At 70.4% G+C, this 23,852-nt stretch carries 22 protein-coding genes; 9 read left to right on the top strand and 13 right to left on the bottom strand.

What is annotated here, in order from left to right:
* Positions 1-12 precede the first annotated feature (12 nt).
* Positions 13-1,311: a xylulokinase gene (gene xylB, locus I5I_RS08930; RefSeq protein WP_051039541.1), complete on the bottom strand. Its 1,299-nt coding sequence runs from the start codon at positions 1,309-1,311 to the stop codon at positions 13-15.
* Positions 1,312-1,443: 132 nt separating this feature from the next.
* Positions 1,444-2,631: a xylose isomerase gene (xylA, locus tag I5I_RS08925; protein ID WP_036318435.1), complete on the bottom strand. Its 1,188-nt coding sequence runs from the start codon at positions 2,629-2,631 to the stop codon at positions 1,444-1,446.
* Positions 2,632-2,743: 112 nt separating this feature from the next.
* On the opposite strand from xylA, the gene I5I_RS08920 reads away from it, so the two are divergent.
* Entirely contained in the window at positions 2,744-3,940 is a 1,197-nt protein-coding gene (locus tag I5I_RS08920) for an ROK family transcriptional regulator (RefSeq protein WP_036318434.1), read from the top strand.
* A gap of 18 nt (positions 3,941-3,958) precedes the next feature.
* Here the strand turns inward: I5I_RS08920 and I5I_RS08915 are convergent, their stop codons facing one another.
* Positions 3,959-4,957, bottom strand: a complete 999-nt coding sequence (locus I5I_RS08915; protein ID WP_036318433.1) for a LacI family DNA-binding transcriptional regulator — start codon at positions 4,955-4,957, stop codon at positions 3,959-3,961.
* Positions 4,958-5,126: 169 nt separating this feature from the next.
* On the opposite strand from I5I_RS08915, the gene I5I_RS08910 reads away from it, so the two are divergent.
* The 4 genes from I5I_RS08910 to I5I_RS08895 are packed head-to-tail and all read left to right on the top strand — an operon-like array spanning position 5,127 to position 10,690.
* Positions 5,127-6,416: an ABC transporter substrate-binding protein gene (locus tag I5I_RS08910; RefSeq protein WP_036318432.1), complete on the top strand. Its 1,290-nt coding sequence runs from the start codon at positions 5,127-5,129 to the stop codon at positions 6,414-6,416.
* A 28-nt stretch (positions 6,417-6,444) separates the two neighbouring features.
* A complete protein-coding gene (locus I5I_RS08905) occupies positions 6,445-7,446 on the top strand; it encodes a carbohydrate ABC transporter permease (protein WP_036318437.1) in 1,002 nt (333 codons plus the stop codon).
* Complete coding sequence (locus I5I_RS08900) at positions 7,443-8,351, top strand: carbohydrate ABC transporter permease (RefSeq protein WP_036318431.1); 909 nt, start codon at positions 7,443-7,445, stop codon at positions 8,349-8,351. Before I5I_RS08905 ends, I5I_RS08900 begins: the two co-directional genes overlap by 4 nt.
* A gap of 5 nt (positions 8,352-8,356) precedes the next feature.
* Positions 8,357-10,690 carry a beta-glucosidase gene (locus I5I_RS08895; protein WP_036318430.1) on the top strand — a complete coding sequence of 778 codons (2,334 nt, stop codon included), beginning with the start codon at positions 8,357-8,359 and terminating at the stop codon, positions 10,688-10,690.
* A gap of 73 nt (positions 10,691-10,763) precedes the next feature.
* On the opposite strand, the gene I5I_RS08890 is transcribed toward I5I_RS08895, so the two are convergent.
* From I5I_RS08890 to I5I_RS08865, 6 genes are all read right to left on the bottom strand, one after another.
* Positions 10,764-12,278 (bottom strand): alpha-N-arabinofuranosidase, encoded by a 1,515-nt coding sequence (locus tag I5I_RS08890; protein ID WP_036318429.1) that lies wholly within the window; start codon positions 12,276-12,278, stop codon positions 10,764-10,766.
* A 143-nt stretch (positions 12,279-12,421) separates the two neighbouring features.
* Positions 12,422-12,913, bottom strand: coding sequence for a hypothetical protein (locus tag I5I_RS08885; RefSeq protein WP_036318428.1), 492 nt, complete (start codon positions 12,911-12,913; stop codon positions 12,422-12,424).
* Positions 12,910-13,605 (bottom strand): SDR family oxidoreductase, encoded by a 696-nt coding sequence (locus I5I_RS08880; protein ID WP_036318427.1) that lies wholly within the window; start codon positions 13,603-13,605, stop codon positions 12,910-12,912. Before I5I_RS08880 ends, I5I_RS08885 begins: the two co-directional genes overlap by 4 nt.
* A gap of 25 nt (positions 13,606-13,630) precedes the next feature.
* Positions 13,631-14,857: a saccharopine dehydrogenase family protein gene (locus tag I5I_RS08875; RefSeq protein WP_036318426.1), complete on the bottom strand. Its 1,227-nt coding sequence runs from the start codon at positions 14,855-14,857 to the stop codon at positions 13,631-13,633.
* 47 nt (positions 14,858-14,904) lie between these two features.
* On the bottom strand, positions 14,905-16,455 hold the full coding sequence (locus I5I_RS08870; RefSeq protein WP_036318425.1) for an APC family permease: 1,551 nt from the start codon (positions 16,453-16,455) through the stop codon (positions 14,905-14,907).
* A 218-nt stretch (positions 16,456-16,673) separates the two neighbouring features.
* A complete protein-coding gene (locus I5I_RS08865; protein ID WP_036318424.1) occupies positions 16,674-17,267 on the bottom strand; it encodes a TetR/AcrR family transcriptional regulator in 594 nt (197 codons plus the stop codon).
* A gap of 75 nt (positions 17,268-17,342) precedes the next feature.
* Between I5I_RS08865 and I5I_RS08860 the strand changes: the two genes are divergently transcribed.
* Positions 17,343-17,729 carry a DUF1304 domain-containing protein gene (locus tag I5I_RS08860; RefSeq protein WP_036318423.1) on the top strand — a complete coding sequence of 129 codons (387 nt, stop codon included), beginning with the start codon at positions 17,343-17,345 and terminating at the stop codon, positions 17,727-17,729.
* A 62-nt stretch (positions 17,730-17,791) separates the two neighbouring features.
* Positions 17,792-18,802: an NADP-dependent oxidoreductase gene (locus tag I5I_RS08855; protein WP_036318422.1), complete on the top strand. Its 1,011-nt coding sequence runs from the start codon at positions 17,792-17,794 to the stop codon at positions 18,800-18,802.
* A gap of 122 nt (positions 18,803-18,924) precedes the next feature.
* Here I5I_RS08855 and I5I_RS08850 read toward each other — a convergent pair whose 3' ends face one another.
* From I5I_RS08850 to I5I_RS08840, 3 genes are all read right to left on the bottom strand, one after another.
* Positions 18,925-19,941 (bottom strand): tocopherol cyclase family protein, encoded by a 1,017-nt coding sequence (locus I5I_RS08850; protein ID WP_051039540.1) that lies wholly within the window; start codon positions 19,939-19,941, stop codon positions 18,925-18,927.
* 40 nt (positions 19,942-19,981) lie between these two features.
* Entirely contained in the window at positions 19,982-20,701 is a 720-nt protein-coding gene (locus tag I5I_RS08845) for a VIT1/CCC1 transporter family protein (RefSeq protein WP_036318420.1), read from the bottom strand.
* Between the two features lie 126 nt (positions 20,702-20,827).
* Positions 20,828-21,367, bottom strand: a complete 540-nt coding sequence (locus I5I_RS08840; protein WP_036318419.1) for a YaeQ family protein — start codon at positions 21,365-21,367, stop codon at positions 20,828-20,830.
* Positions 21,368-21,441: 74 nt separating this feature from the next.
* Between I5I_RS08840 and I5I_RS08835 the strand changes: the two genes are divergently transcribed.
* Positions 21,442-22,620 carry a sensor histidine kinase gene (locus tag I5I_RS08835; RefSeq protein ID WP_036318418.1) on the top strand — a complete coding sequence of 393 codons (1,179 nt, stop codon included), beginning with the start codon at positions 21,442-21,444 and terminating at the stop codon, positions 22,618-22,620.
* Positions 22,621-22,721: 101 nt separating this feature from the next.
* On the top strand, positions 22,722-23,612 hold the full coding sequence (locus tag I5I_RS08830; protein ID WP_036318417.1) for an aldo/keto reductase: 891 nt from the start codon (positions 22,722-22,724) through the stop codon (positions 23,610-23,612).
* An 18-nt stretch (positions 23,613-23,630) separates the two neighbouring features.
* Here I5I_RS08830 and I5I_RS08825 read toward each other — a convergent pair whose 3' ends face one another.
* Positions 23,631-23,819 carry a hypothetical protein gene (locus I5I_RS08825; RefSeq protein WP_036318416.1) on the bottom strand — a complete coding sequence of 63 codons (189 nt, stop codon included), beginning with the start codon at positions 23,817-23,819 and terminating at the stop codon, positions 23,631-23,633.
* Between the last annotated feature and the right edge of the window lie 33 nt (positions 23,820-23,852).

Below are 23,852 nucleotides of genomic sequence, written 5' to 3'. Positions count from 1 at the left end.
TGCGGGATGCCCTCAGGCGGCGAGGATGCGGGCCGCCTGACGAGCGGCCCCGAGCGCGACGTACTCGCCCGCCGCGGGCACGTCCACCGGCACGCCGAGGACGTCGGGGGCGATGCGCCGCACCGCCTCGGACTGCGCGCCGCCGCCGACCAGCAGCGCCCGTTCGATCGGCACACCGAGCCCGCGGATGGCATCCAGGCCGGCCGCGAGTCCTCGCAGCATGCCCTCCACCGCCGCGCGGGCGAGGTTCTCGCGCGTCGTGGAGGCGAGTGTCATGCCCGTCAGCTCCGCTGTGGCGTCCGGCAGGTTGGGCGTGCGCTCGCCCTCGAAGTAGGGGAGCAGGCGCAGACCGGCGGCTCCGGCGGGAGCGGCGAGAGCGAGCGCGCTCAGCTCATCGTGATCGACAGCGAGGAGCCGTGCCGTCACATCGAGCACCCGCGCCGCGTTGAGCGTCGCGACCAGCGGAAGGAAGTGACCGGCGGCGTCGGCGAAGCCGGCGACGGTGCCGGTCGGGTCGATCGTGCGCTGCGCGCTGACCGCGAACACCGTGCCGCTCGTGCCGATCGAGACGACGACGTCGCCGACGTCGGCACCGACGCCCAGGGCGGCGGCCGCGTTGTCGCCCGCGCCGGGGCCGACCCGACGGCCCGCGGCATCCGACACCCACTCGTCCGGGCCGAGCACCCGCGGCAGGGCGGCGTCGTGACCGAGCGCGGCGACGAGCAGATCGCGATCGTAGGCACCTGTCGCGGGGTTCCAGTAGCCCGTCCCCGAGGCGTCCGAGCGGTCGGTGGTCAGCTCGTCGAATGCCACCGCGCCCTCGACCACCGGACCGAAGCCGCGCAGACGCCAGGTCAGCCAGTCGTGCGGCAGCGCGACGGCGGCGACGGCGGCGGCGTTGTCGGGCTCGACGTCACGCAGCCATCGCAGCTTCGTGATCGTGAAGGAGGCCACGGGCACGAGACCCGTGCGCGTGGCCAGCGCCTCGCCGCCGAACTCGGCGACGAGGTCGGCGGCGGCCGGCGCCGACCGGGTGTCGTTCCACAGCAGCGCGTCGCGGACGACCGCACCGGTCGCATCGAGCGCGACCATGCCGTGCTGCTGGCCGCCGATCGCCCATGCCTCGACGTCCGTCATGCCGCCGGCATCCGCGATCGCGGCCTGGAGCGCGCTCCACCACGCCTCGGGGTCGACGCTCGTCCCGTCGGGATGCGACGCGCGCCCCGAACGGACCACGGCTCCCGTCTCCGCATCGACGATGACGACCTTGCAGGACTGCGTCGAGCTGTCGACGCCCATCACGAGTGCCATCTCGGCATCCTCTCTCGGTGGACCGCCACCACCCGCCGAGACACCGGATCCGCACCGAGACACCGGCGTACGGCGGGTGTCTCGGTGCGGACGTGGTGTCTCGCGGGCGGGGCGGTTGGGCGGATGCCGGGGTCAGCGGGCGCCGAGCAGGTGCTCGGTGGCCAGCTGCTGCAGGCGGACGAAACCGAAGCCCTTGCCGCCGAGGTAGGCGTCGGTGTCGAAGTCCTCGTAGGCGGAGCGGTCGGCCACGAAGTCGTCGTAGCTCTCGCCCTCGGCGAACGTCGGCTGAGCGAGCTCGGCCACGCGCGCAGCGGCGAGTGCCTCCTGCACCTCCGGATCGGCGCGGAAAGCGGCCGCGCGCTCCTTCAGCAGCAGGTACGTGCGCATGTTGGCGGATGCCGAGTCCCAGACGCCGGTCTCGTCCTCGGTGCGCGAGGGCTTGTAGTCGAAGTGGCGCGGTCCCTCGTAGGCCGGGCCGCCGTTCGGACCCCCGTTTTCGAGCAGGTCGACCAGCGCGAACGCATTGTGCAGGTCGCCGTGGCCGAACACGAGGTCCTGGTCGTACTTGATGCCGCGCTGGCCGTTGAGGTCGATGTGGAAGAGCTTGCCGTGGTACAGCGCCTGAGCGATGCCGGCCGCGAAGTTCAGCCCCGCCATCTGCTCATGACCGACCTCGGGGTTCAGGCCCACGAGCTCGGGACGCTCGAGCGAATCGATGAAGGCGAGGGCGTGCCCGACCGTCGGCAGGAGGATGTCGCCGCGCGGCTCGTTCGGCTTGGGCTCGATCGCGAAGCGGATGTCATAGCCCTTGCTGACGACGTAGTCGCCGAGGAAGTTGACGGCTTCGCGGTAGCGCTCCAGCGCCTGGCGGATGTCCTTCGCGGAGTCGTACTCGGCGCCTTCGCGACCGCCCCACATGACGAACGTCTGCGCGCCGAGCTCGGCTCCGAGGTCGATCTGGCGCAGCACCTTGCGGATGGCGAAGCGGCGTACGTCGCGGTCGTTCGAGGTGAAGCCGCCGTCCTTGAAGACGGGGGCGCTGAAGAGGTTGGTCGTGACCATCGGCACCTTCAGTCCCGTCGCGTCCAGCGCGCCCTTGAGACGGTCGATCTGGTGCTGACGGTCGGCGTCGCGGGAGCCGAAGGGGAAGAGATCGTCGTCGTGGAAGGTCAGCCCATAAGCCCCCAGCTCGGCGAGCTTCTCGACCGCGTGCACGACGTCGAGCGGCGGACGGGTCGGGCCGCCGAACGGGTCGGTGCCGTTGTAGCCGATGGTCCAGAGACCGAAGGTGAACTTGTCGGCGGGGGTCGGGGTGGTCATGACGCTCCTTCGCGGTCTCCCGGGTGGGAGGTTTGTTGTTGACAGCAACCTATACCACGACGCACCCGTCGTCTACCGCGACGCCCGGCATCCGCGCCCCTAGGGTGGACGCGTGGCACGCGCAGAAGGAACCGTCGAGGGCGTTCGGCGCGCCAACCTCTCCCGCGTGCTGCGGCTCGTTCACGAAGACGGCCCCCTCTCGCGCGCGGCACTCACCGAAACGACTGGTCTGAACCGGTCCACGGTCGGCGCGCTGGTCGCCGACCTCGTCAGCGCGGGCCTCGCCACCGAGGGCGCCCCCGAGATGCACCGGCGGGTGGGACGGCCCTCACCGTCGGTCGCGGCCGCCGCGGACGTGGTCGCCATCGCGGTCAATCCCGAGGTCGACGCCCTCACCGTGGCCGCCATCGGACTCGATCGGGCGATCGTGTGCCGCGAGCGCATCGAGCTCGCCGGACTGCTCACCCCCCACGAGGCCACCGCGCTCACCGCCGAGGTGATCGAACGCTGGCGCACGGGGGTGCTCGCCTCGCACCGCATCGTCGGCATCGGCATCGCGGTGCCCGGGCTGGTGCGCTCCGCCGATGGGCTCGTACGCCGCGCCCCGCACCTCGACTGGACCGACGCCCCGCTACGCGACGATCTCGCGCAGGCCACGGGCCTGCCGACGGCGATCGACAACGACGCGACGCTCGGCGCCCTCGCCGAGAGCCGCTACGGAGCCGGTCGCGGCGTCGCCGATCTGATCTACGTCAACGGCGGCGCAAGCGGCATCGGCGGCGGCCTGGTGATCGGCGGACACCTCGTGCGCGGCGCGGGCGGCTACGCCGGCGAGCTCGGCCAGAACAGGCCGGGCATCGCACAGCCGGCGGATCGTCGCTCGGGCGCGCAGGGCACCCTGGAAGACGAGGTGAGTCGCTCGCGCCTGCTCGCCGTCGTGGGACTGCACAGCGCGGACGAACCCACGCTCGAGGAGGCGATCCGCACCTCGGGGAGCGTGGAGGTCGCGGCGGAGGTCGAACGACAGCGCCGCATTCTCGCGACGGCGTTGGCGAACGCCGTGAACGTGCTCAACCCGTCGACCGTCATCCTCGGCGGCTTCCTGGCGACGATCCTCGACCAGGATGCCGAGGCCCTCCAGAGCGCCGTCCGCGAGCAGGCCATGGCCATGAACGTCGAAGACCTGCACCTGCGTGCGGCCGACCTGGGCCCCGACCGCCTGCTCGTGGGCGCGGCCGAGATCGCCTTCGACGCGCTGCTCACCGACCCCCTCGACGCACTGCCTGGCGCACTGCCTGACGCGGGCTGACCCCCGGCATCCGCGCGCTCAGCGCAGCGGCGCGGTGGTGGCGCGCGGGATGAGCCGCGTGGGAAGAACGAGGTGCGTGGCCTCGGGCGCGCCCCCGCCGAGCATCGTGACCAGCATCCGCGCGGCTTCGGCGCCGAGGCGCTGGATGGGCTGGCGCACCGTGCTGAGCGGACGCGCCGTGAGGAAGGCCTCGGGGATGTCGTCGAAGCCGATGACCGACAGATCGCCCGGCACGTCCAGTCCCAGCTCCCCCGCCACTTCGATGAGCCCGAGCGCCGTGCGGTCGTTCGCGGCGAAGACGGCCGTGGGCCGGTCAGACTGCTGCAACAGCGCACGCCCGACGACCCGGACCGTGTCGGGGTCGTACATCCCCACGGCCACGAGGGCGGGGTCGAAGCGGATGCCGGCATGGCGCAGCGCGCGGCGGTAGCCCGCCTCGCGCATCTCCGACGAGCGCAGCTCGGGACGCCCCGCGAGGAACCCGATGCGCCGATGCCCGAGTTCGAGGAGGTGCGTCGTCGCCTCGAAGCCTCCGGCGAGGCTGTCGGATTCGACCGAGGGAATGTCGACGCGACCGGCGTGCGGGTCGACCGCGACGATCGGCACGTCGGCGTTGACGCCGACGACCGTGGGGGTGACCATGATGGCGGCATCGATGAGTGTGCCGCTGAGCCGACTGAGCGAGCGACGTTCCCACCCCTGCGGATCGCTGTCGCGCGCACCCGCGTACGCGAGCAGGTCGTAGCGGTGGCTGCTGAGGGCCGCACCGACGCCCTTCAGCACCTCCGCGCTGAACGGCTCGAAGTCCGAGACGAGCACGCCGACGACCCCCGTTCGGCGGGAGCGCATGCTGCTCGCGACGAGGCTCGACTCGTAGCCGAGCTCGGCCACGGCATCCAGTACGCGCGACACCGTCGCGCTGGCGACGCCGTACCGCCCGTTGACCGCTTTGGACACCGTGGCGACCGACACTCCGGCGGCGGCGGCGACGTCATGGATGGTGGCTCTGCGACTCACGGGGCGATCCTATGGGGACGGAAACGTTATTGAAAAGGTTTTTGAAAACGTTTGACGTTGTTGACAACAAATGGACACACTGGTGCACATTCCGGCCCGAACCCGTTCACCGGAATGCTCCGTGCCCCGAATGACCGGGGTGAGGCTCAATGAGGAGGACAGGAATCACATGAAGGCGAACAAGATCCTGACCGGAGCGGCGCTCCTGGTCGCGGGCACGCTCGGTCTGAGCGCCTGCAGCGGCGGATCGGGCGGAACCAACGCCGACGGCAAGGTCGAGATGACGCTCTGGCAGAACTCGACCACCGGTCCCGGACAGCAGTTCTGGAAGGACGCCATCGCGGCCTTCGAGAAGGAGAACCCGAACGTCACCATCACGATGCAGTCCGTGCAGAACGAAGACATGGACGGCAAGCTGCAGACCGCACTGAACGCGGGCGACGCTCCCGACATCTTCCTGCAGCGCGGCGGCGGCAAGCTCGCGGCGATGGTGCAGGCGGGCCAGCTGATGGACCTCACCGACAAGATCGGCGACACCGCCAAGTCGGAGATCTCCGAGGGCTCCTTCAAGGCCGAGACCTACCAGGACAAGGTGTGGGCCATGCCGCTGGCGGTGCTGCCGAGCGGCTTCTGGTACAGCTCCGACCTGTTCACCAAGGCGGGCATCACGACGCCGCCGACCACCATCACCGACCTGGAGTCGGCCGTCGGCAAGCTCAAGTCCGCGGGCGTCGCACCCATCGCGCTCGGCGCGAAGGACGCCTGGCCGGCCGCCCACTGGTACTACAACTTCGCCCTCCGCGAGTGCAGCGCCCAGACCATCGAGAAGACCGGCGACACCAAGGACTTCAGCGACGGCTGCTGGCTGAAGGCCGCGGAAGACCTGAACGACTTCGCCGCGACCCAGCCGTTCAACGACGGCTTCCTGACCACGAGCGCCCAGCAGGGCGCCGGCAGCTCCGCCGGTCTCGTCGCCAACCACCAGGCCGCGATGGAGCTCATGGGCGCGTGGGACCCGGGCGTGATCGCCTCCCTCACCCCCGACGAGAAGCCGCTGCCCGACCTGGCCTGGTTCCCGTTCCCCGAGCTGTCCGGCGGTCAGGGCGAGCCGGGCTCGATGATGGGCGGCGTCGACGGGTACTCGTGCTCGGTCAAGGCTCCGAAGGAGTGCGCCGACTTCCTCAACTTCATCGCGTCGGCCGACCAGCAGAAGGCCTACTACGCGGCCTTCAGCGCCCCGCCCGTCAACAAGACGGCGCAGGCGGCGGTCAAGGAGCCCTACCTGCAGGAGGTCCTCGCCGCCTACAATAAGGCCCCCTTCGTGTCGCAGTGGCTCGACACCGTCCTCGGCCAGAACGTCGGCAACGCACTGAACGTCGCCGTGGTCGATCTGCTCGCGGGCAAGAGCAACCCGCAGCAGATGATCCAGTCGGTCACCGACGCGGCCAAGAAGGGCTGATCGGATCGTGTCCCTTCGCGAGACCTCCGTGGCCGTCACCGACCCGGAGACGGATCTCGCGCAGCACGGCGGGGGCGGCGTGACGCCGCCCCCGCCCACGCCGCGCCGCCGTCCCCGTGGACTGGGCTGGGCCGGGAGATTCGAGATCGCGCTGCTGGTCGGGCCGGCGCTGATCATGTTCCTCGGCTTCGTCATCTTCCCGGTGGCGATGGCGGCCTACTACGGCTTCTTCCGCTGGCAGGGCTACGGCACGCCCACCGACTTCGTCGGCCTGCAGAACTACGTCACGATCCTCACCGACCCGACCTTCCTCGAGGCGCTCGGGCACAACGGCTTCATCGTGATCGCCTCGATCGTGCTACAGGGTCCGGTCGCGGTGCTGCTGGCTCTGCTGCTCAACCGTCGGATGCGGGGGCAGTCCCTCATCCGCGTGCTGATCTTCGTGCCCTACGTCATCGCCGAGGTCGTCGTCGGCACCGGCTTCGGCCTCATGCTGCAGACGCAGGGCGCGGTGAACGGCCTGTTGGAGAACTGGGGGCTGGGCGCCCTCGCCCATGATTGGATCTCGGATCCGGCGATCGCCATCTGGACGCTGATGGCCATCCTCACGTGGAAGTACGTCGGCTTCGCCGTCATCCTCTTCCTCGCGGGACTGCAGGGCATCCCCGAGGAGCTCTACGAGGCGGCGGCGCTCGACGGCGCCGGCTACTGGCAGACCCACTGGCGCATCACGCTGCCGCTGCTGGCCCCCACGCTGCGCATCTGGGCGTTCCTCTCGATCATCGGGGCCCTGCAGCTGTTCGACCTCGTCTACATCATCTGGGGCCAGTACGTCGCCTCGACGGCAGGCACCTCCACGATGGCCACCTACATGGTGGTCAACGGCCGCAACGCCGGCAACTTCGGCTTCGGCAACGCCGTCGCCGTCGTCATCTTCGTCATCTCGCTCGTCGTCGCCCTCATCTACCAGCGCTTCGTGCTGCGTCGCGACACGGCCGGCGCCATCACCGAAGGGAAGAAGACCCGATGAGCGCGCTCACCGCCGACACCCCCGTCTCCACCGCCACGGTGGCCACCGCAGGACACCGCGGACGGGGTCCGCGCCGCACGAAGGAGCGGCTGCCCTGGGGCAGTCCGCTCGTGTACTTCATCGCTCTCGTCGTGATCGCCCTCATGCTGGCGCCGGTGCTGTACATCATCATCGGCGGGTTCCGCAGCAACTCGCAGATCACGGTCGACCCCGCCGGCTGGCCCGATCCGTGGAACGCCCAGAACTACCTGAACGTCCTCACCGGGCCGCAGTTCTGGCGGCAGGTGCTCAACTCGATCATCGCCGCCGGTGCGACCACCGCCGGAGTGGTCGCACTCGGGCTCATGGCCAGCTACGTCATCGCGCGGTATCCGTTCCGCGGGCGCGGCGCGCTCTATGCGCTGTTCGCGGCGGGTCTCATGTTCCCGATCACGGTCGCCATCACGCCGTTGTACATCGTCATCCGTGACCTCGGCCTGATGAACTCGCTCGCCGGGATCATCCTTCCGCAGATCGCGTTCGCGCTGCCGACGACGATCATCATCCTCGTGCCGTTCCTGCGGGCGATCCCGGACGAGATCCAGGAAGCCGCGTTCATCGACGGCTGCAGCCGATTGGGCTTCTTCTGGCGGATGGTGCTGCCCTTGTCGGTGCCCGGCGTCATCACGGTCGGCATCCTCGCTTTCATCGGCAGCTGGAACAGCTACCTGCTCCCCCTGTTCATCCTCAACAACGAGGCGAGCTTCACGCTGCCTCTGGGCGTGCAGGCCTTCTCCTCCCAGTACTCGGTCGACACCGCCAAGGTGCTGGCTTTCACCTCACTGTCGATGCTCCCGGCACTGCTGTTCTTCAGTCTGTTCGAGCGTCGCATCGTCGGCGGCCTCACGGGCGCCGTGAAGGGCTGATCCGTATGACGATCTCCGATTCCCCCCTCCACCAGCCGCTCGCCGAGCCGGTCTCCCCCCGGGTGGCCGCCCTCATGGCCGCGATGACCGTCGAGCAGAAGGTGGCGCAGCTGACCGGTTTCTGGGTCGACCAGGGCGACGAGGTGGTCGCGCCGATGGCCGGCGAGATGCTGGCCGGCGAAGCGACGCCCTCCGACCGCTACGAGCAGGCGTCGGCACACGGCCTCGGCCACCTCACGCGCGTCTACGGCACGAGGCCCGTGGATGCCGCGGAACGCGCGGCCTGGCTGTGGAACGAGCAGCGGCGCCTCGCCGCGGCATCCGGTCACGGCATTCGCGCGATCGTTCACGAGGAGTCGCTGACGGGGCTCGCGGCCTGGAGAGCGGCGACGTTCCCGACGCCCCTGGCGTGGGGCGCGGCGTTCGACCCCGAGCTCGTCGAGAGGATGGGACGTCTCATCGGCGAATCGATGCGAGAACTCGGCGCGCACCAGACCCTCGCCCCCGTGCTCGATGTCATCCGCGATCCCCGTTGGGGACGTGTCGACGAGTGCATCTCGGAGGATCCCTACGCGGTGGCGACGATCGCCACGGCCTACGTGCGCGGCATCCAGGATGCCGGGGTGCACGCGACCCTGAAGCACTTCGTCGGCTACTCGGCCTCGCAGGCGGGCCGCAACCACGCGCCCGTCCACGCCGGTCCGCGGGAGCTGGCCGACGTGTTCCTGCCGCCGTTCGAGATGGCGGTGCGCGACGGCGGCGCACGCTCGGTGATGAACTCCTACACCGACATCGACGGCGTTCCGGTGGCCTCGGACCCGCGGCTGCTGACCGACCTGCTGCGCGGAACGTGGGGCTTCGACGGCGTGGTCGTCTCGGACTACTTCGCGATCGCCTTCCTCGAGACGATGCACGCCGTCGCCGCCGACCGTACCGAGGCGGCACGCCTGGCGCTGACCGCCGGCATCGACGTCGAGCTGCCCAGCGGCGACGCCTACGCCGCTCCCTTGCTCGCCGGGCTGCGCGACGGCCGCATCGACGAGGCGCTCGTCGATCGGGCGCTTGCCCGCGTGCTCGCGCAGAAGGAGGAGCTGGGTCTGCTCGATCCCGACGAGAGCGAACCTCCGACCGCGATCGACCTCGACTCGCCGGCGCACCGTGAGGTCGCGCGCGAGCTCGCGGAGCGCTCGCTCGTGCTGCTGTCGAACGACGGCACGCTGCCGCTGGCCACCGGCACGGCCGGTCCGGCACGCATCGCGGTGATCGGCCCGAACGGCCACGACGCCTCGGCGTTGATGGGCTGCTACTCGTTCGCCAACCACGTGCTGGCCCATCACCCGGGAACACCGTACGGCTTCGCGATCCCGACGGTCGCCGAGGCGCTGCGCGCAGAGCTGCCCGACGCCGCGATCGTCTCCGTCGCGGGCTGCGAGGTCGAGGGCGACGACCGCTCGGGCTTCGGCGCGGCGGTGGATGCCGCGGCATCCGCCGACGCGGCGATCGTCGTCGTCGGCGATCGCGCCGGCCTGTTCGGACGCGGCACCGTGGGCGAGGGCAACGACGCAGAGAGCCTGGAGCTGCCGGGCGTGCAGCGAGAGCTCGTCGACGCCGTGGTCGCCACGGGCACGCCGGTCGTCCTGGTCGTCGTGACCGGGCGGCCCTACGCCCTCGCGTGGGCGCTGGATGCAGACGCCGACGCGCGGCCACGAGCGGTGGTGCAGGCGTTCTTCCCGGGCGAGGAGGGCGGAGTGGCGATCGCGCGGATGCTGTCCGGAGCGGTCTCACCCTCGGGCAGACTGCCCGTCTCGCTGCCGCGTTCGGCCGGCGCACAGCCGTTCTCGTACCTGCATCCGATCCTGGGCGGCAACAGCGATGTGACCAGCGCCGACAGCGCGCCGGTGCGTCCGTTCGGGTTCGGACTCGGCTACACGACGTTCACCCGTACCGACCTGTCGGCGCCGGCCGAGGTCGATGCCGGCGGCGTTCTGCCGGTGAGCGTCACGGTGACCAACACCGGCTCCCGCCCCGGCACCGAGATCGTGCAGCTGTACGCCCACGACGTGCACGCCAGCGTCGTCCGACCGGTCGCCCAGCTGCTCGGATACGCCCGGGTCACGCTCGCGGCGGGAGCGAGCGCGCGCGTGCACTTCGAGGTTCCGACCGCACGCCTGGCGTTCACCGACCGGCGCGGCATCCGCATCGTCGAGCCCGGCCGCGTCGATCTCTGGGTCGGGGAGTCGGTGGCCGACCGCGAGAGCGTCGCAACCGTCACCCTCACCGGAGACGTGCACCCGGTCACGGCCGCCGATGCCCGCATCGTGGGGACACACGTCGAGTAGCGGTCTTTCGCCTCTTCCGCCACTCGATCAGACGGCCCGCCCCTTTCCCGGGGCGGGCCGTTCTTCCGTGCGGTCAGTCGAGAGCGAGCTCGACGGTCGCGAAGGCGTGCGGCGGCAGATCGACGCGCAGGACACCCGCCTGCACCGTGGCCTCCAACGGCACCGGGCGCACCGTGTCGGGCGCCTGCGGGGTGTTGTGCGCCGCGGCATCCGGCCCGGTCAGCACGCGAGCGCGCACGACCCTGGCGTTGCGACCGCGGAGGTCGATCTCGACGGGTAGCGCGTCGTCGACGCCGACGTGCGTGAGCGAGACAAGCACGGCGCCGTCCTTCCTGGATGCCGAGAGCGACAGCGCCGGCAGCTGCGCATCGTCGACACCGACGGCGGGCGTGCTCACGACGTGCGCCGGCAGCGCCATCGCGTCATGGTGCCCCACGTTCATCTCGTACACGTGGTAGGTCGGAGTCAGCACGAGGCCGCCATCGTCGTCGGTCAGGATCATCGCCTGCAGCACATTGAGCGTCTGCGCGATGTTCGCCATGCGCAGGCGCGCGGCGTGGCGGTGGAACACGTCGAAGTGGATGCCGGCGACCAGCGCATCGCGCACCGTGTTCTGCTGGAAGAGGAAGCCGGGGTTGGTCCCCGGCTCCACGCTCCACCAGGTGCCCCATTCATCGCAGACGAGGTCGATGGTGCGCTCGGGGTCGTAGGCGTCCATGACGGCTTCGTGCGCGCGGATCACGCGCTCGATCTCGTAGGCCTTGCCGATCGTGCGAACGTATTCGTCGCGCGAGAACGCCGTCGCCGACTCCTTCTGGATGCCGGTGCCGGCGTGCGTGTAGTAGTGGAACGAGATCGCCTGGAACGGCGAGCGCTGCGGGTCGGGGGCGTTCGTCGACATCGCCGACGCCATGAGCGCGTGCGTCCAGCGCACGTCGTCGTCGGCGGCGCCGGCCGCGATGCGGGTGAGGGTGTTGCCGTCGTGCTCCTTGCAGAAGGTCGCGTAGCGCCGGGCGAGCGAGGTGTAGTACTCCGGCGTCATGTGGCCCCCGCATCCCCAGGCCTCGTTGCCGAGACCCCAGAACGGCACCCGCCACGGCTCGTCGCGACCGTTCGCACGGCGCAGGCGCGCCATGGGGCTGTCGCCGGAACGGGTGAGATATTCGACCCACTCGCTCATCTCCTGCACGGTGCCGCTGCCGACGTTGCCGTTGACGTAGGGCTCGGCGCCGAGCATGTCGCAGAGGTCCATGAACTCGTGCGTGCCGAAGGCGTTGTTCTCGACGACATCCCCCCAGTTGGTGTTGACCATCGTCGGTCGGGTCTCGCGCGGACCGACGCCGTCGCGCCAGTGGTACTCGTCGGCGAAGCACCCGCCGGGCCAGCGGAGGTTCGGAACGTGCAGTCGGCGGAGGGCCTCGACCACGTCGAGTCGGATGCCGCGCTCGTTCGGGATCGCCGAGTTCTCCCCCACCCAGAAGCCCCCGTAGATGCATCGTCCGAGGTGTTCGGCGAAGTGTCCATAGAGGTGACGGCTGATCTGCGGACCCGTGACGTCGAGGTCGACGGCGGCGCGAGCGATGGTCATGACGGCTCCCGTTCTGCGGCTGCTCCGCCGCCCTCCCATCCTCGCACCAATATGTTTCACATGACAACAAATATGGACCCGCGGTACCGATCGCGCCGCGACGGGCGAGAACCAGCGGCGCACCGTGCGGCAGCGCAGCCGCGTCAGCGCAGCGAGAGCTGGTCGTCGAGGTAGTCGGCCAGGGGCCGACGCGCGCCGGCCGCCGTCCACGTCACGAGCGGGATGCCGTCGACGAGCACCAACGGCCCGGAGCGCTCACCCCGGCGCACGGCGTCGAGGTCGATCTGCGTCGCACCCAGGTGCAGCACCTCGCCGTCGGCGAACCCGCCCCGCGCCGCCGCGGCTGCACGCTCGGAGCGGGCACGCTGCGCCTCCGCCGTGTACCCGCGGACGGCCTCGGCGCGGGCGCGGAGGATCTCACCGGTGGCATAGACCTCGGCATCCGCGATGAGGAGCACGCCGAGGTGCCATGCCTCGCCGACCGGCACGATCCGGGGAGCGCGGCCGAAGCCGAGCAGGCGCCGCGTGTGGGCCCAGTCACCCAGGCGCTCGCGCGGGGATCCCGCCAGACGCCGGCGGGCGTCGGAGAGCACGGCGTCGAGCAGGTCGGCGCCGGCGGCGGGCTCGTCGCTCATCGCGGACCGGGGCGCACGGTCAGGTCGCTGATGACCGCGTCCCGCGGAAGATCGAGGGCCGTGAGCACGGCGGTGACCACCGACGCCGGGTCGATCCACCGATCTGGGTCGTAGGCGGCCCCCTCCTGCGCGTGGACCTCCGCCTGCATGGGCGTGGCGGTGCGACCGGGGTACACGGTCGTGACACGCACGCCGTGCTCGGCCTCTTCGCCTCGGAGGGCATCGGCGAGGGCCTTGAGCCCGTGCTTGGATGCCGCGTACGCCGCCCACTGCGGATGCGCGGTGAGACCCGCGCCCGAGTTGACGAACACCACCTGGCCACGGGCGGCGCGCACCCGCGGCAGCAGCAGCCGGGTCAGCTCGGCGGGCGCGGTCAGGTTCACGGCCAGCTGGCTCTCCCACGCCGATACCGGCAGATCGCCCACGCGGCCGAGTTCGACGATGCCCGCGGCGTGGATGACGCTGTCGATCCGCTCCGGGACGGCATCGGCGTGCTGCATCGCGTCGGCGATCGCAGCCGGGTGCGCAAGGTCGGCGACGATGGTGACGCTGCCCGGGAACGCGCGCGACAGATCGTCGGCCCGGGCGGCGTCGCGGACGATGAGCACGAGGCGGTCGCCGCGCGCCGCGAGCCGCTCGGCGATGAGGTTTCCGATGCCGGAGCCCGCTCCGGTGATCACGTGGGTGCTCATCTGACCATCCTCGCACCGCGGTGGTTCAGACCGCCCTGTCCTCCATGCCCCACGGCGAGCCGTAACCGGTCGGCGCGGGCGCGGCGAGCAGGTCGAGGAACGGCTTCGCGTCGAACGCCTCGGGGCCGAGCACGCCGGTACCGGTCCACACCCCCGTGGCGAGCAGCTCGAGCGCGATGACCGGGTTGATGGCGGTCTGCCAGACGACCGCCTGCGAACCGTACTCGCGCATCGTCTCCTCGTTGTCGGCCACGTGGTACAGGTACGTCGAGCGCGGGCGGCCGTCGACGCCGGTTCCCGTGACCCACACGCCGGCGCAGGTCTTGCCGCTCATCTTGTCGCCGATGGTCGCCGGGTCGGGAAGGCACGCGGCGACCAGGTCGCGCGGCGAAACCTCCACGCCCTTGACGTTGACCTTCGCGGTGCTGTCCAGGCCGAGCTTGTGGAGGGTCTTCAGCACGCCGATGAACTCGTCGCCCAGGCCGTACTTGAAGGTGACGCGCTTCGCCTTCGTCCAGCGCGGCATCAGCAGCACCTCCTCGTGCTCGACGTTGACGCATTCCACCGGACCGATGCCGTCGGGAAAGTCGAACACCTCGGGCTCGCTGAACGGCTCCGTCGTGTACCAGCCGCGGTCCTTCTCGTAGATGACCGGCGGATTGAGGCACTCCTCGATCGTCGTCCAGATCGAGAACGACGGTGCGAAGTCGTAGCCGGCCACCACGAGGTTCGCTCCGTCGCGCACGCCGAGCTCGTCGATCTCGCTGAACAGATGGTCTTCGGCATAGCGGGCGAAGACGTCCGACAGCCCCGGCTCGACCCCGATGCCGACGAGGGCGAGCCGACCGGCATCCTTCCACTGGCCGTCCTTGGCGAACTGCTCGTCGCCGAGCTTGACGCCCGGCAGCGCGTGCGGCTGCTCGGGATGCGGCGTCGACAGGCTCATCGCCATGTCGAGGTAGATCGCGCCGGCGGCGAGCGCGCCGTCGAAGATCGGCATGACGAAGCGCGGGTCGACGGCGTTGAGCACGTGGGTGATGCCGTGCGCCTCGATGAGCCCCGCCACCGCATCGGCACGCGAGGCGTCGACCTGGGCCGCCTCGACGCGCGGGTCGGCGACCTCGTCGACGAGCGCCTGCGGGCGCGCCGGGTCGTAGTCGGCGACGACGAGCTTCTCGAAGAAGTCGCGGCGGACGGCGATGCGGACGGCGGCCGAGCCGACGCCTCCGGCGCCGACGATGAGGATACGCATGAGATTCCTTGTCGTTGAGAGGAAGGGGATGCCGACAGGCGCGGTCGTCAGATGCCGCCGTCGATGGAGCGGATGATGTCGCCGGGCTCCTCGGGAACGAGCACCGGGGTCTCGCGGTTCAGAGAGCGCCCCTGGAAGAACGGCTTCGAGCGCGGGAAGAGGTACCAGACGAACATCAGCACGACGCCGACGAGCAGCGCTCCGATGCCCACGACGAAGGTGCCGCCGATGCCGAGCAGCACCGTGTTGCCGTAGTTCACGTCGAACATGTCGATGGCGGACTGCACGAAGGCGAAGGTCAGCATCAAGGCCCCGAGCAGAGGGAAGATGCCCTTCACCCACAGCTCACGCGTCGAGTTGCGCAGGTCGCGGCGGAAGTACCAGACGCAGGCGTAGCCGGTGATGGCGTAGTAGAACGCGATCGCGAGGCCGAGCGAGGAGATCGAGTCCTGCAGGATGTTGTCGCTGATCAGCGTCATGCCGAGGTAGTAGCAGATGGCCACGGTGCCACCGACGATCGTCGAGAACGACGGCGTCTTGTACACCGGGTGCACGTTCTTGAACCGTGCGGGCAGTGCGCGGTAGACGCCCATCGCGAGCGTGCCGCGCGCGGTGGGCAGGATGGTCGTCTGCGTCGAGGACACGGCCGAGATCAGCACGGCGACCACGAGCAGCCAGCCCCACGGGCCGAGCAGGCCGTCCTTGATCGCGAGGAAGAAGTCGTCGGCGTTGTCGGGGTTGGCCAGACCCGGCCCGTCCTCGCCGAGCCCGGCGTACATCATGGCGGCGATCGTGACCGAAACGTAGGTGAACAGCAGGATGACGGTGGTCAGCAGCGCCGCGCGCCCCGGGATGCGCTTGGGGTCCTTGGTCTCCTCGTTGAGGGCGAGGCACGAGTCCCAGCCCCAGTAGATGAACAGGGCGAGCAGCACGGCCTCGGTGAAACCGTGGTAGTCGGTGAACGCGAACGGATTCAGCCAGTTCCAGTCGAAGGGGGTGGGAGCGGGGGCGTTGCCCGCGAAGAACTCCCAGAGCGCCGCGACGACGAAGATCGCGAGGGCCAGGTACTGCACGCCGAGCAGCACGTTCTGGATGCGCTCGCCGATCTCGACACCGCGCCAACTCACCCACGTCATCGATGCGATGAACAGCACGGCCACGAGGATGATGCGCCAGTCGTTGTTCTCGAGTTCCATGCCGAACAGCGCCCAGAAGTAGATCGAGCCGATCTGCGCGAGGTTGGCGAGCACGACCATGCCCGCGATCGCGACGCCCCAGCCGCCCATCCAGCCCACCCACGGCCCGAAGGCCTTCGTCCCCCACGTGAAGGTCGTGCCGCAGTCGGGGATCTTGTTGTTCAGCTCGCGATACGCGAACGCCGTGAACAGCATCGGGACGAACGCGATGATGAAGGCGATCGGCGCCTGCGCCCCCACGGCGAGGACGACGAAACCGAGCGTCGCGACCAGGGAGTAGACGGGAGCCGTCGAGGCCAAGCCGATGACGGTCGACCCCCACAGCCCCAGGGTGCCGGCGGCGAGGCCCTTGCCGTCGCCGCGTTCCAGATGAATCGGTGTGGTGCTGCCGAAGTCGCTCATCGCTCTTCTCCGCCCTCGCAAGGTCATGGGTGCACCGTCGTCCCCAGTGACGCGGTGAGGGAAGACTAGAACGCGCGGGCGCACCAGCGGATGCGACATGATGGCGAATCTCGCTGCGACCTCTCGCCGCCGCGTCTATCCCCCTCCCTCGCCCTTCCCGGTCGTTGAGCGAGCGCAGCGAGTCGAAACGCAGAGCGCAGCGAGTCGAAACGCCGCCGTCAGGGGCGCACGGCCTCGGCATCCACGAGTGCCGCCGCCGTCTCGAGCGCGCGCACCGCCTCGTGCGGCGACGGGCGCACGAGCGCGAAGGCCGCGACCACGAGGCCGGTGACGGCATCGGCGAGGCGCGCGCGCCGGTCGACGGATGCCGAAGGCACCGCCGCCGCGATCCCGCGCGCGATCGCGTCGTGCAGTTCGGCGCGGTAGTCGTCGATCACGCGGGCGACGTCGGCGTCGCGGGCGACCGGCGCACCGGCGGCATTGATGAGAAGGCAGCCGTGCGCGGCCGGCATCGATCCGACGCGGGCGAACGCCGCCGCGAGGCCGTCGAGGTAGTCGGCGAGCGCGCCGGGCGCGACCTCGTCGCCTTGCAGCGGCGCCAGGCGGGGTCGCACGACCTCGTCGAGGTAGCTCTGCACGGCGGCGTCGAACAAGCCGCGCTTCGAATCGAACGCGTTGTAGATGCTCGAACGGTTCAGGCCGGTCGCGCTCTCGAGGCCCGCGATCGAGGCGTCCTCGTAGCCGTGCTCCCAGAAGAACTGCCGGGCGGATCGCACGACGGCGACGCGATCGAACTCTCGACTCCTCGCCACGGCATCCGCCCCACTTTCTAAACCGGTCGTTTCAGTATATATTGAAACAGTCAGTTCAGAAACAGGAGGATCCCCATGGTCATCGTCGGTCTCGTGCTCGCCTCCGTCGCGGCGCTCATCCACGTCTTCATCTTCTGGCTCGAGTCCATCGCCTGGACCACGCCGCGCGCCCGCGCCACGTTCGGCACCAGCGCCGAAGAAGCTCAGGCCACGCGCGAGATGGCCTTCAACCAGGGCTTCTACAACCTGTTCCTCGCCGTGCTGGTCGCCATCGGCGTCGTCCTCTTCGCCACCGGCGCCACCGCGGCGGGTGCGGCTCTCGTCTTCGCGGGCGCCGGCTCGATGACCGCGGCCTCGTTGGTGCTGCTGCTGTCCAGTCCCGACAAGGCCTCCGCCGCCCTGAAGCAGGGCGTCATCCCCACCCTGGGGGTGGTGGCTCTCGCCATCGGCCTGCTGATCTGACCCGCCCCCGTCGCACACCCGACCCCATCCCCATCCCCATCCGCATCCCACAAGGAGAACGAATGACAGACGCCACCAGCACTCAGATCCAGCTCGCCGCCCGCCCCGTCGGGTGGCCCACGCACGACGACTTCCGCGTCGCGACGGTCACCTACGGTGCCCCGCAGGCCGGCGAAGTGCGCGTACGCAACGAGTTCGTCTCCGTCGACCCCTACATGCGCGGTCGCATGAACGACACCCGCAGCTACGTCGCCCCCTACGCGCTCGGCGAGACCATCACCGGCGGCGCGGTCGGGCGCGTGGTGGCCTCGGCATCCGACGACCTGCCGGTCGGCACGGTCGTGCTGCACCAGCACGGCTGGTCGGACGTCGTCCAGGCCGATGCCGCGACCTTCCGCGCCATCCCGGAGATTCCCGGGGTGCCGCTCTCGCTGAACCTGCACATCCTCGGTATGACGGGGCTCACCGCGTACGTCGGACTCACCGCCATCGCGCACCTCACGCCCGGCGACACCGTCTTCGTCTCCGGCGCGGCCGGCGCCGTCGGCACCGCCGTGGGCCAGATCGCCAAGCGCCTGGGCGCAGGACGGGTCATCGGCTCGGCCGGAACGCCGGAGAAGGTCGCCCTCCTTACCGAGAAGTACGGCTACGACGCGGCGTTCAACTACAAGTCCGGAGACGTCCGCGCCCTGCTGGCCGAGGCGGCGCCCGAGGGCATCGACGTCTTCTTCGACAACGTCGGCGGCGACCACCTGGAAGCGGCGCTGGACGCCTTTAACGACGGCGGCCGCGCCGCCCTCTGCGGCGCCATCACCGGCTACAACACCACGGAGCGCACGCCCGGTCCCGACAACATGTCGAACATGATCACGCGTGCCCTCACGATGCAGGGCTTCACCCTCGCCGCCTACCTGCACCTGGCCCCCGAGTTCCAGCAGAAGATGTCGGCCTGGTTCGCCGAGGGCGGCATCGTCTACGACGAGACGATCGTCGACGGCATCGAGAACACCGTCGACGCCTTCCTGTCGATGATGCGCGGCGCCAACACGGGGAAGATGCTCGTGCGCGTCTGAACGCGCCGCACACCCGCACACCCGCACGATGATCGAGGTCGCGTGTGGTCGCCGGCTGGGGCCGGTCCGACCGGACGCGACCCCGATTCGCGTGTCCGGGCGGCGCGGATGAGCGGACCGGGTCAGCGCAGGGCGAGCAGACGCGTCGTGTCGCCGAAGACCTCCAGGCCCGCGCACGTGCCGACGCCTTCCAACAGCACGCGCCCCGCGGCATCCGTGTGCCGGATCATCACGCGGGCATCGAGCGTCTCTTCCACGCGTTGGTGCATCGCGGTGCGCAACGGGGCGTGCAGCAGCCCCCCGCGCACGCGTTCGGCTTCGAGGTCGAGCCTGCCGTCGGGACCCGCCATGCTCCACCGCACCCGGTCGTCGTCGATGGTGAGGCGACGCTCGCGAGAGCGGTTGTAGGTGGTCCAGCGGTAGAGACGTCCGCCGTGGCGAAGTCCCACGATCGACCCGCGGAACGAGCCGCGCAGCCACGGGATGATGGCGACCGATGCCACGAGCGACGCGTCCGTCTCGCCACCGCCGACGCCGACGGCATCGATGTGGTTCGACGCGAGCCAGACGTATCCCGCGGGAAAGGCCTGACCCCAGTCCTTCTCGATGTAGCCGCGGCCGCCGCCGAAGTCGACTTCTCGGCCCTCGACCTGCAGGGTGCCGCCGAGGTCGTGCCCGAACGAGACGACACCGTGGAAGCACTCCATGAACGGCACGAGCCCGTACCAGCCCATGATCCCCGGCTCGCGCAACGTCACCGGCCACGGTTGCAGAGCAGTGGCGTACGAGATCCGTCCCCGCAGCTGCGGCAGATCGAGCGTCGCCCCGTCGGAGTCGAAGATGTTGCCGCCGACGCGCACCTCGAAACGCCGGTCGGATGCCGCGAACTCCTCGGGGTCGAAGCGGTGATACCACGACCGCCCCGCGACACCGTCGAGCACCTGGACGAACGCCTCGTCGGCCGGCATGTCGCCGCGCCCGTCGCCACGGAACACTCCCGGGATCACCGCCCAGCGGTGCGCGCGGTCGGCCGAGACGAGCTTGACGTACCAGCCCTCGAAGAACGGCCGTCCGGCGCCGCGGCCGTGGAAGGCCTCGGGATGCCGCGCCCCGCGCAGATACGCCATCGGAGTCCGCATGCGGCTCACCCTACGCCGCGCGCGGAGCGCAGGGCGGGACTCAGCCGACGGCGGTGCCGAAGAGAGTGCCGACGAGGAAGGTGGCACCCAACGCGAGCGCGCCGCCGATGACCGTCCGCATGATGGCGCGGCCGCGGTTGGCGCCGCCCAGCCAGGCGGCGAGGTAGCCGGTGACGGCGAGGGCGAGCAGCACGGACACGAACGTCCAGACGAGGCGCGCAGGATGCGGCAGGAGGAGGATGGTCGCCATCGGCAGAAGAGCACCGACGAAGAAGGCGACCGCCGAGGCGAACGCGGCGTGCCACGGGCTGACCACGTCGTCCTGGTCGATGTTCAGCTCGGCCGACAGGTGCGCGGCGAGCGCGTCGCGCTCGGTCAGCTCGGTCGCGACGCGCGTGGCCGTCTCCTCGCTGAGCCCCTGCTCGCGGTAGAGACCGACCAGTTCGACGAACTCGGCCTCCGGATCGTCGGCGAGCTCCCTGCGCTCCTTCTCGATGAGGGCGTGCTCGCTGTCGCGCTGGCTGGAGACCGACACGTACTCCCCCAGCGCCATGGAGATCGCCCCGCCGACGAGGGCGGCGGACCCGGCGAGCAGAACCGGCATGACCTCGGCCGTCGCGCCGGCCACGCCGACGACGACCGCCGCCGTGGAGACGATGCCGTCGTTCGCTCCGAGCACGCCGGCGCGCAGCCAGTTCAGTCGCTGCGCCACGCCGCCGCGGTGCGGCTCATCAGGATGCGAGGATTCCGTGTCGGTCATCCCGTCACCGTATGCCGCCCGCCGCGGCCGCGCCAGCAAGGCAAGCCCAAGCGAACCCCGCATCCCCGCGCGCCACCCGGTCGTTGAGCGCGCAGCGAGTCGACCCGCCGACGCGCGGCGCGCGCGTCAGCTGAGCCGGTGCTCGTGCAGCGCCGACGACAGGCTTGTTCCGTTGACGTCGAGGTAGAGCTGGGCCTCCGTCACCGACAGGGTGACGGCGTTGCGCCGCTCGACGGCGTCTGCGGCGGCATCCACGAATCCCGCATCGAACGTTCGCAGCACGATGTCGTCGGCGCGATGGATCTTCTTGCCCGCCCAGAGCGGCAGCAGCTTGGCCGCGTCTCGGTGACTGTAGACGACGGTGCGGTCGGCGAGCTTGCTGCCACGGTGCAGTCGCTCGGCGTCGGGAGCCCCGACTTCGATCCATGTCGTGATCGCCCCGGTCGCATCCCGCACCAGCACCGCGGGTTCGTCGGTGGCCGAGACACCCTCGGTGAAGGCGATGCCCTCCGCGTACTCGAGGCAGTAGGCGAGCAGGCGCGTGAGCATGAAGGCGCCGGTCTCGGACGGATGCTGCGCCATCCGCAGCGACAGGCTCTCGTAGACGCCACGATCGACGTCGGCCACCTGCACGTCGAAGGTGTGCATCACCGCGCCCGTCGCCATGGCTCCAGCCTACGGCGCCCGCCGGGGCGGACCCGCCCATTATCCTGGTCGCAGCCGACAGGAGAAGAACGCGCATGCCGATCACCGACGCCGCTGCTCGTCGCGAGGCGATCGCCGATTACCGCATCGTCGGCGCCCCGGCGGAGCCCAACCTCGAAGGCCTGGCCGCGCTGGCGACGACGCTCTGTCGCGTCAGCGGCGCCGCGGTCAACATCATCGACGACAGATACCAGTACCAGGTGGCGACGGCGGGGGTGGAGGCGGCGATCTGCGACCGCGACGACTCGATGTGCGCCGTCGTGCTGCCCGACGCCCGTCACGTCTGGGTCGCCGACGCGAGCGTCGACGACCGCTTCGCCGAGAACCCCTTTGTGACCGGCGCGCGCGGCCGTGTCCGCTTCTACGCGTCCAGCCCGCTCATCACTCCGGCGGGTGTCGCGATCGGAACGCTCTGCGTCTTCGACGACCATGCCGGCACGCTCACCGCGGAGCAGAGCTCCGCCCTGGATCTGCTGGCCGGGCAGGCCGTGGAGGTGCTGGAGCTGCGCCGGCTGACGCACGAGCTGGAGCGCTCCAACGATCAACTGGCGCACTTCGCCGGTCAGATCAGCCACGATCTGCGCAACCCGCTCACGGCTCTCATGGGCCAGATCGATCTCGCCCTGGACGGCGTGGACGACGGCGACGGGTCGCGCGCGACCCACGCGCTGCGTCGGGCGGATGCCGCGGCGGCGCGGATGAACGTCATGATCACCGAGCTGCTCGCCTATGCGCGGGTGGGCGGCGCGGAGGCCCACCGCGAACGCGTCGCGCTGGGACCGCTCGTTGAGGGCGTGATCGCCGACCTCGAACGAGCCGTCGCCGCGTTCGATGCCCGCATCACCGTGCGCATCGATCCGGACGACGCCATCGTCTGCGACCCGGCGCTGATCGCGGTGCTGCTGCAGAACCTCCTCGCCAACGCCCTCAAGTTCGCGGCAGCCGCCGGCGTCGCGCCCGTCGTCGAGCTGGACGCGCAGCGCGGGCCGACGGGGTGGGCGATCACCGTCGACGACAACGGGCCGGGTGTGGCGGCGCAGCTGCGCGACCGCGTGTTCGACATCATGGAGCGCGGCGACGCCGCCGACGTGCCAGGACTCGGGCTGGGCCTGGCCACCTCCCGGCGTATCGTGCAGGCCCACGGCGGGCGCATCGGCATCGAGGACGCGGCTCTCGGGGGCGCACGCCTGCGGGTGAGCCTCCCCTCGGACTGACCACCTGCGGACCGTCCGGATCGTCCGGGCGGCCCCGGGGTCGCAGGCATGCGGCAGAGTGGAGCGCGTACGTCGTCGTACGACCGACCGGAAGGAACCCCATGCAGCAGCGCACGATCGGACCGTTCACCGTCTCCGCGATCGGGCTGGGCGCCATGCCGGTCTCGATGAACAACGACAACGAGCTCCCCGATCGCGCCGATGCGATCGCGACGGTGCACGCCGCGCTGGACGCCGGGGTCACCTTCATCGACACCGCCGACATCTACGCGCCCTCGTGGGATCAGATGGGTCACAACGAGCGCATCGTGCGTGACGCGCTCGCCTCGTGGGACGGCGACACGAGCGGCATCCTGGTCGGAACGAAGGGCGGCATCACGCGCACCGCCGAGAAGGACTTCGGCCGCGACGGATCGCTCGGCTACCTGCGCTCGGCGGTGCAGCGCTCGATGGAGAACCTCGGTGTCGAGGTCATCGACTTCTACCAGTACCACCGCCCCGACCGGTGGATGGTGTACGGCGAGATCATGCAGAACCTGAAGACCTTGCAGGACGAAGGCCTCGTGCGGGCACTGGGCATCTCCAATGCGAGCGTCGAAGAGATCGCGATCGCCGAGCAGGTGCTCGGCGCGGGCAACCTCGTGAGTGTGCAGAACCAGTTCTCGCCGCGGTATCCGGGCAGTTTCGGCGAGCTGCAGTACTGCGACGCGCACGGCATCGCCTTCCTGCCGTGGAGCCCGCTCGGCGGCACCGGCGGGGGCGGGCGCTCGGTCGGCGATCGGTTCGGCGTCTTCCGTGAGATCGGCGAGGCCCACTCCGTGAGCGCGCAGCAGGTCGTGCTCGCGTGGGAGCTCTCCCTGAGCCCGCGCGTCGTGCCGATTCCAGGGGCGCGACGCGCGGCATCCATCACCGACTCCGCGCGGGCCGCCGACCTCGTGCTCGACGCGGACGAGCTGGCGCGCTGCACCGCCGCGGTGGGGCTGGAGGTCTGACGCCCGCGCCGGAGCGCCTCAGCCCGCCGCGGCCACGGACTCGCTCCGCGAGAACGCGAACGCGTCAAGCAGCCGCTCCGTGTCGGCGAGCTGCTCCAACCACGTGACCCGCACGATGTCGACGCGGTCGTCGGCTTCCTGCAGGCGGCCGAGGTACTCCGCCACCGGGGCGAAGCCCGCAGGGGCGCTCTCGTGCAGCTCCAGCATCTTCAGACTCTAGAGGATCCCCGGGACCGAGCT

It is taken from the genome of Microbacterium sp. B24 (assembly GCF_000333415.1).
Taxonomy (GTDB): Bacteria; Actinomycetota; Actinomycetes; order Actinomycetales; family Microbacteriaceae; genus Microbacterium.
The sequence above is the reverse complement of the archived record's forward strand: the minus strand, read 5'-3'. Positions and strand labels throughout refer to the sequence as shown.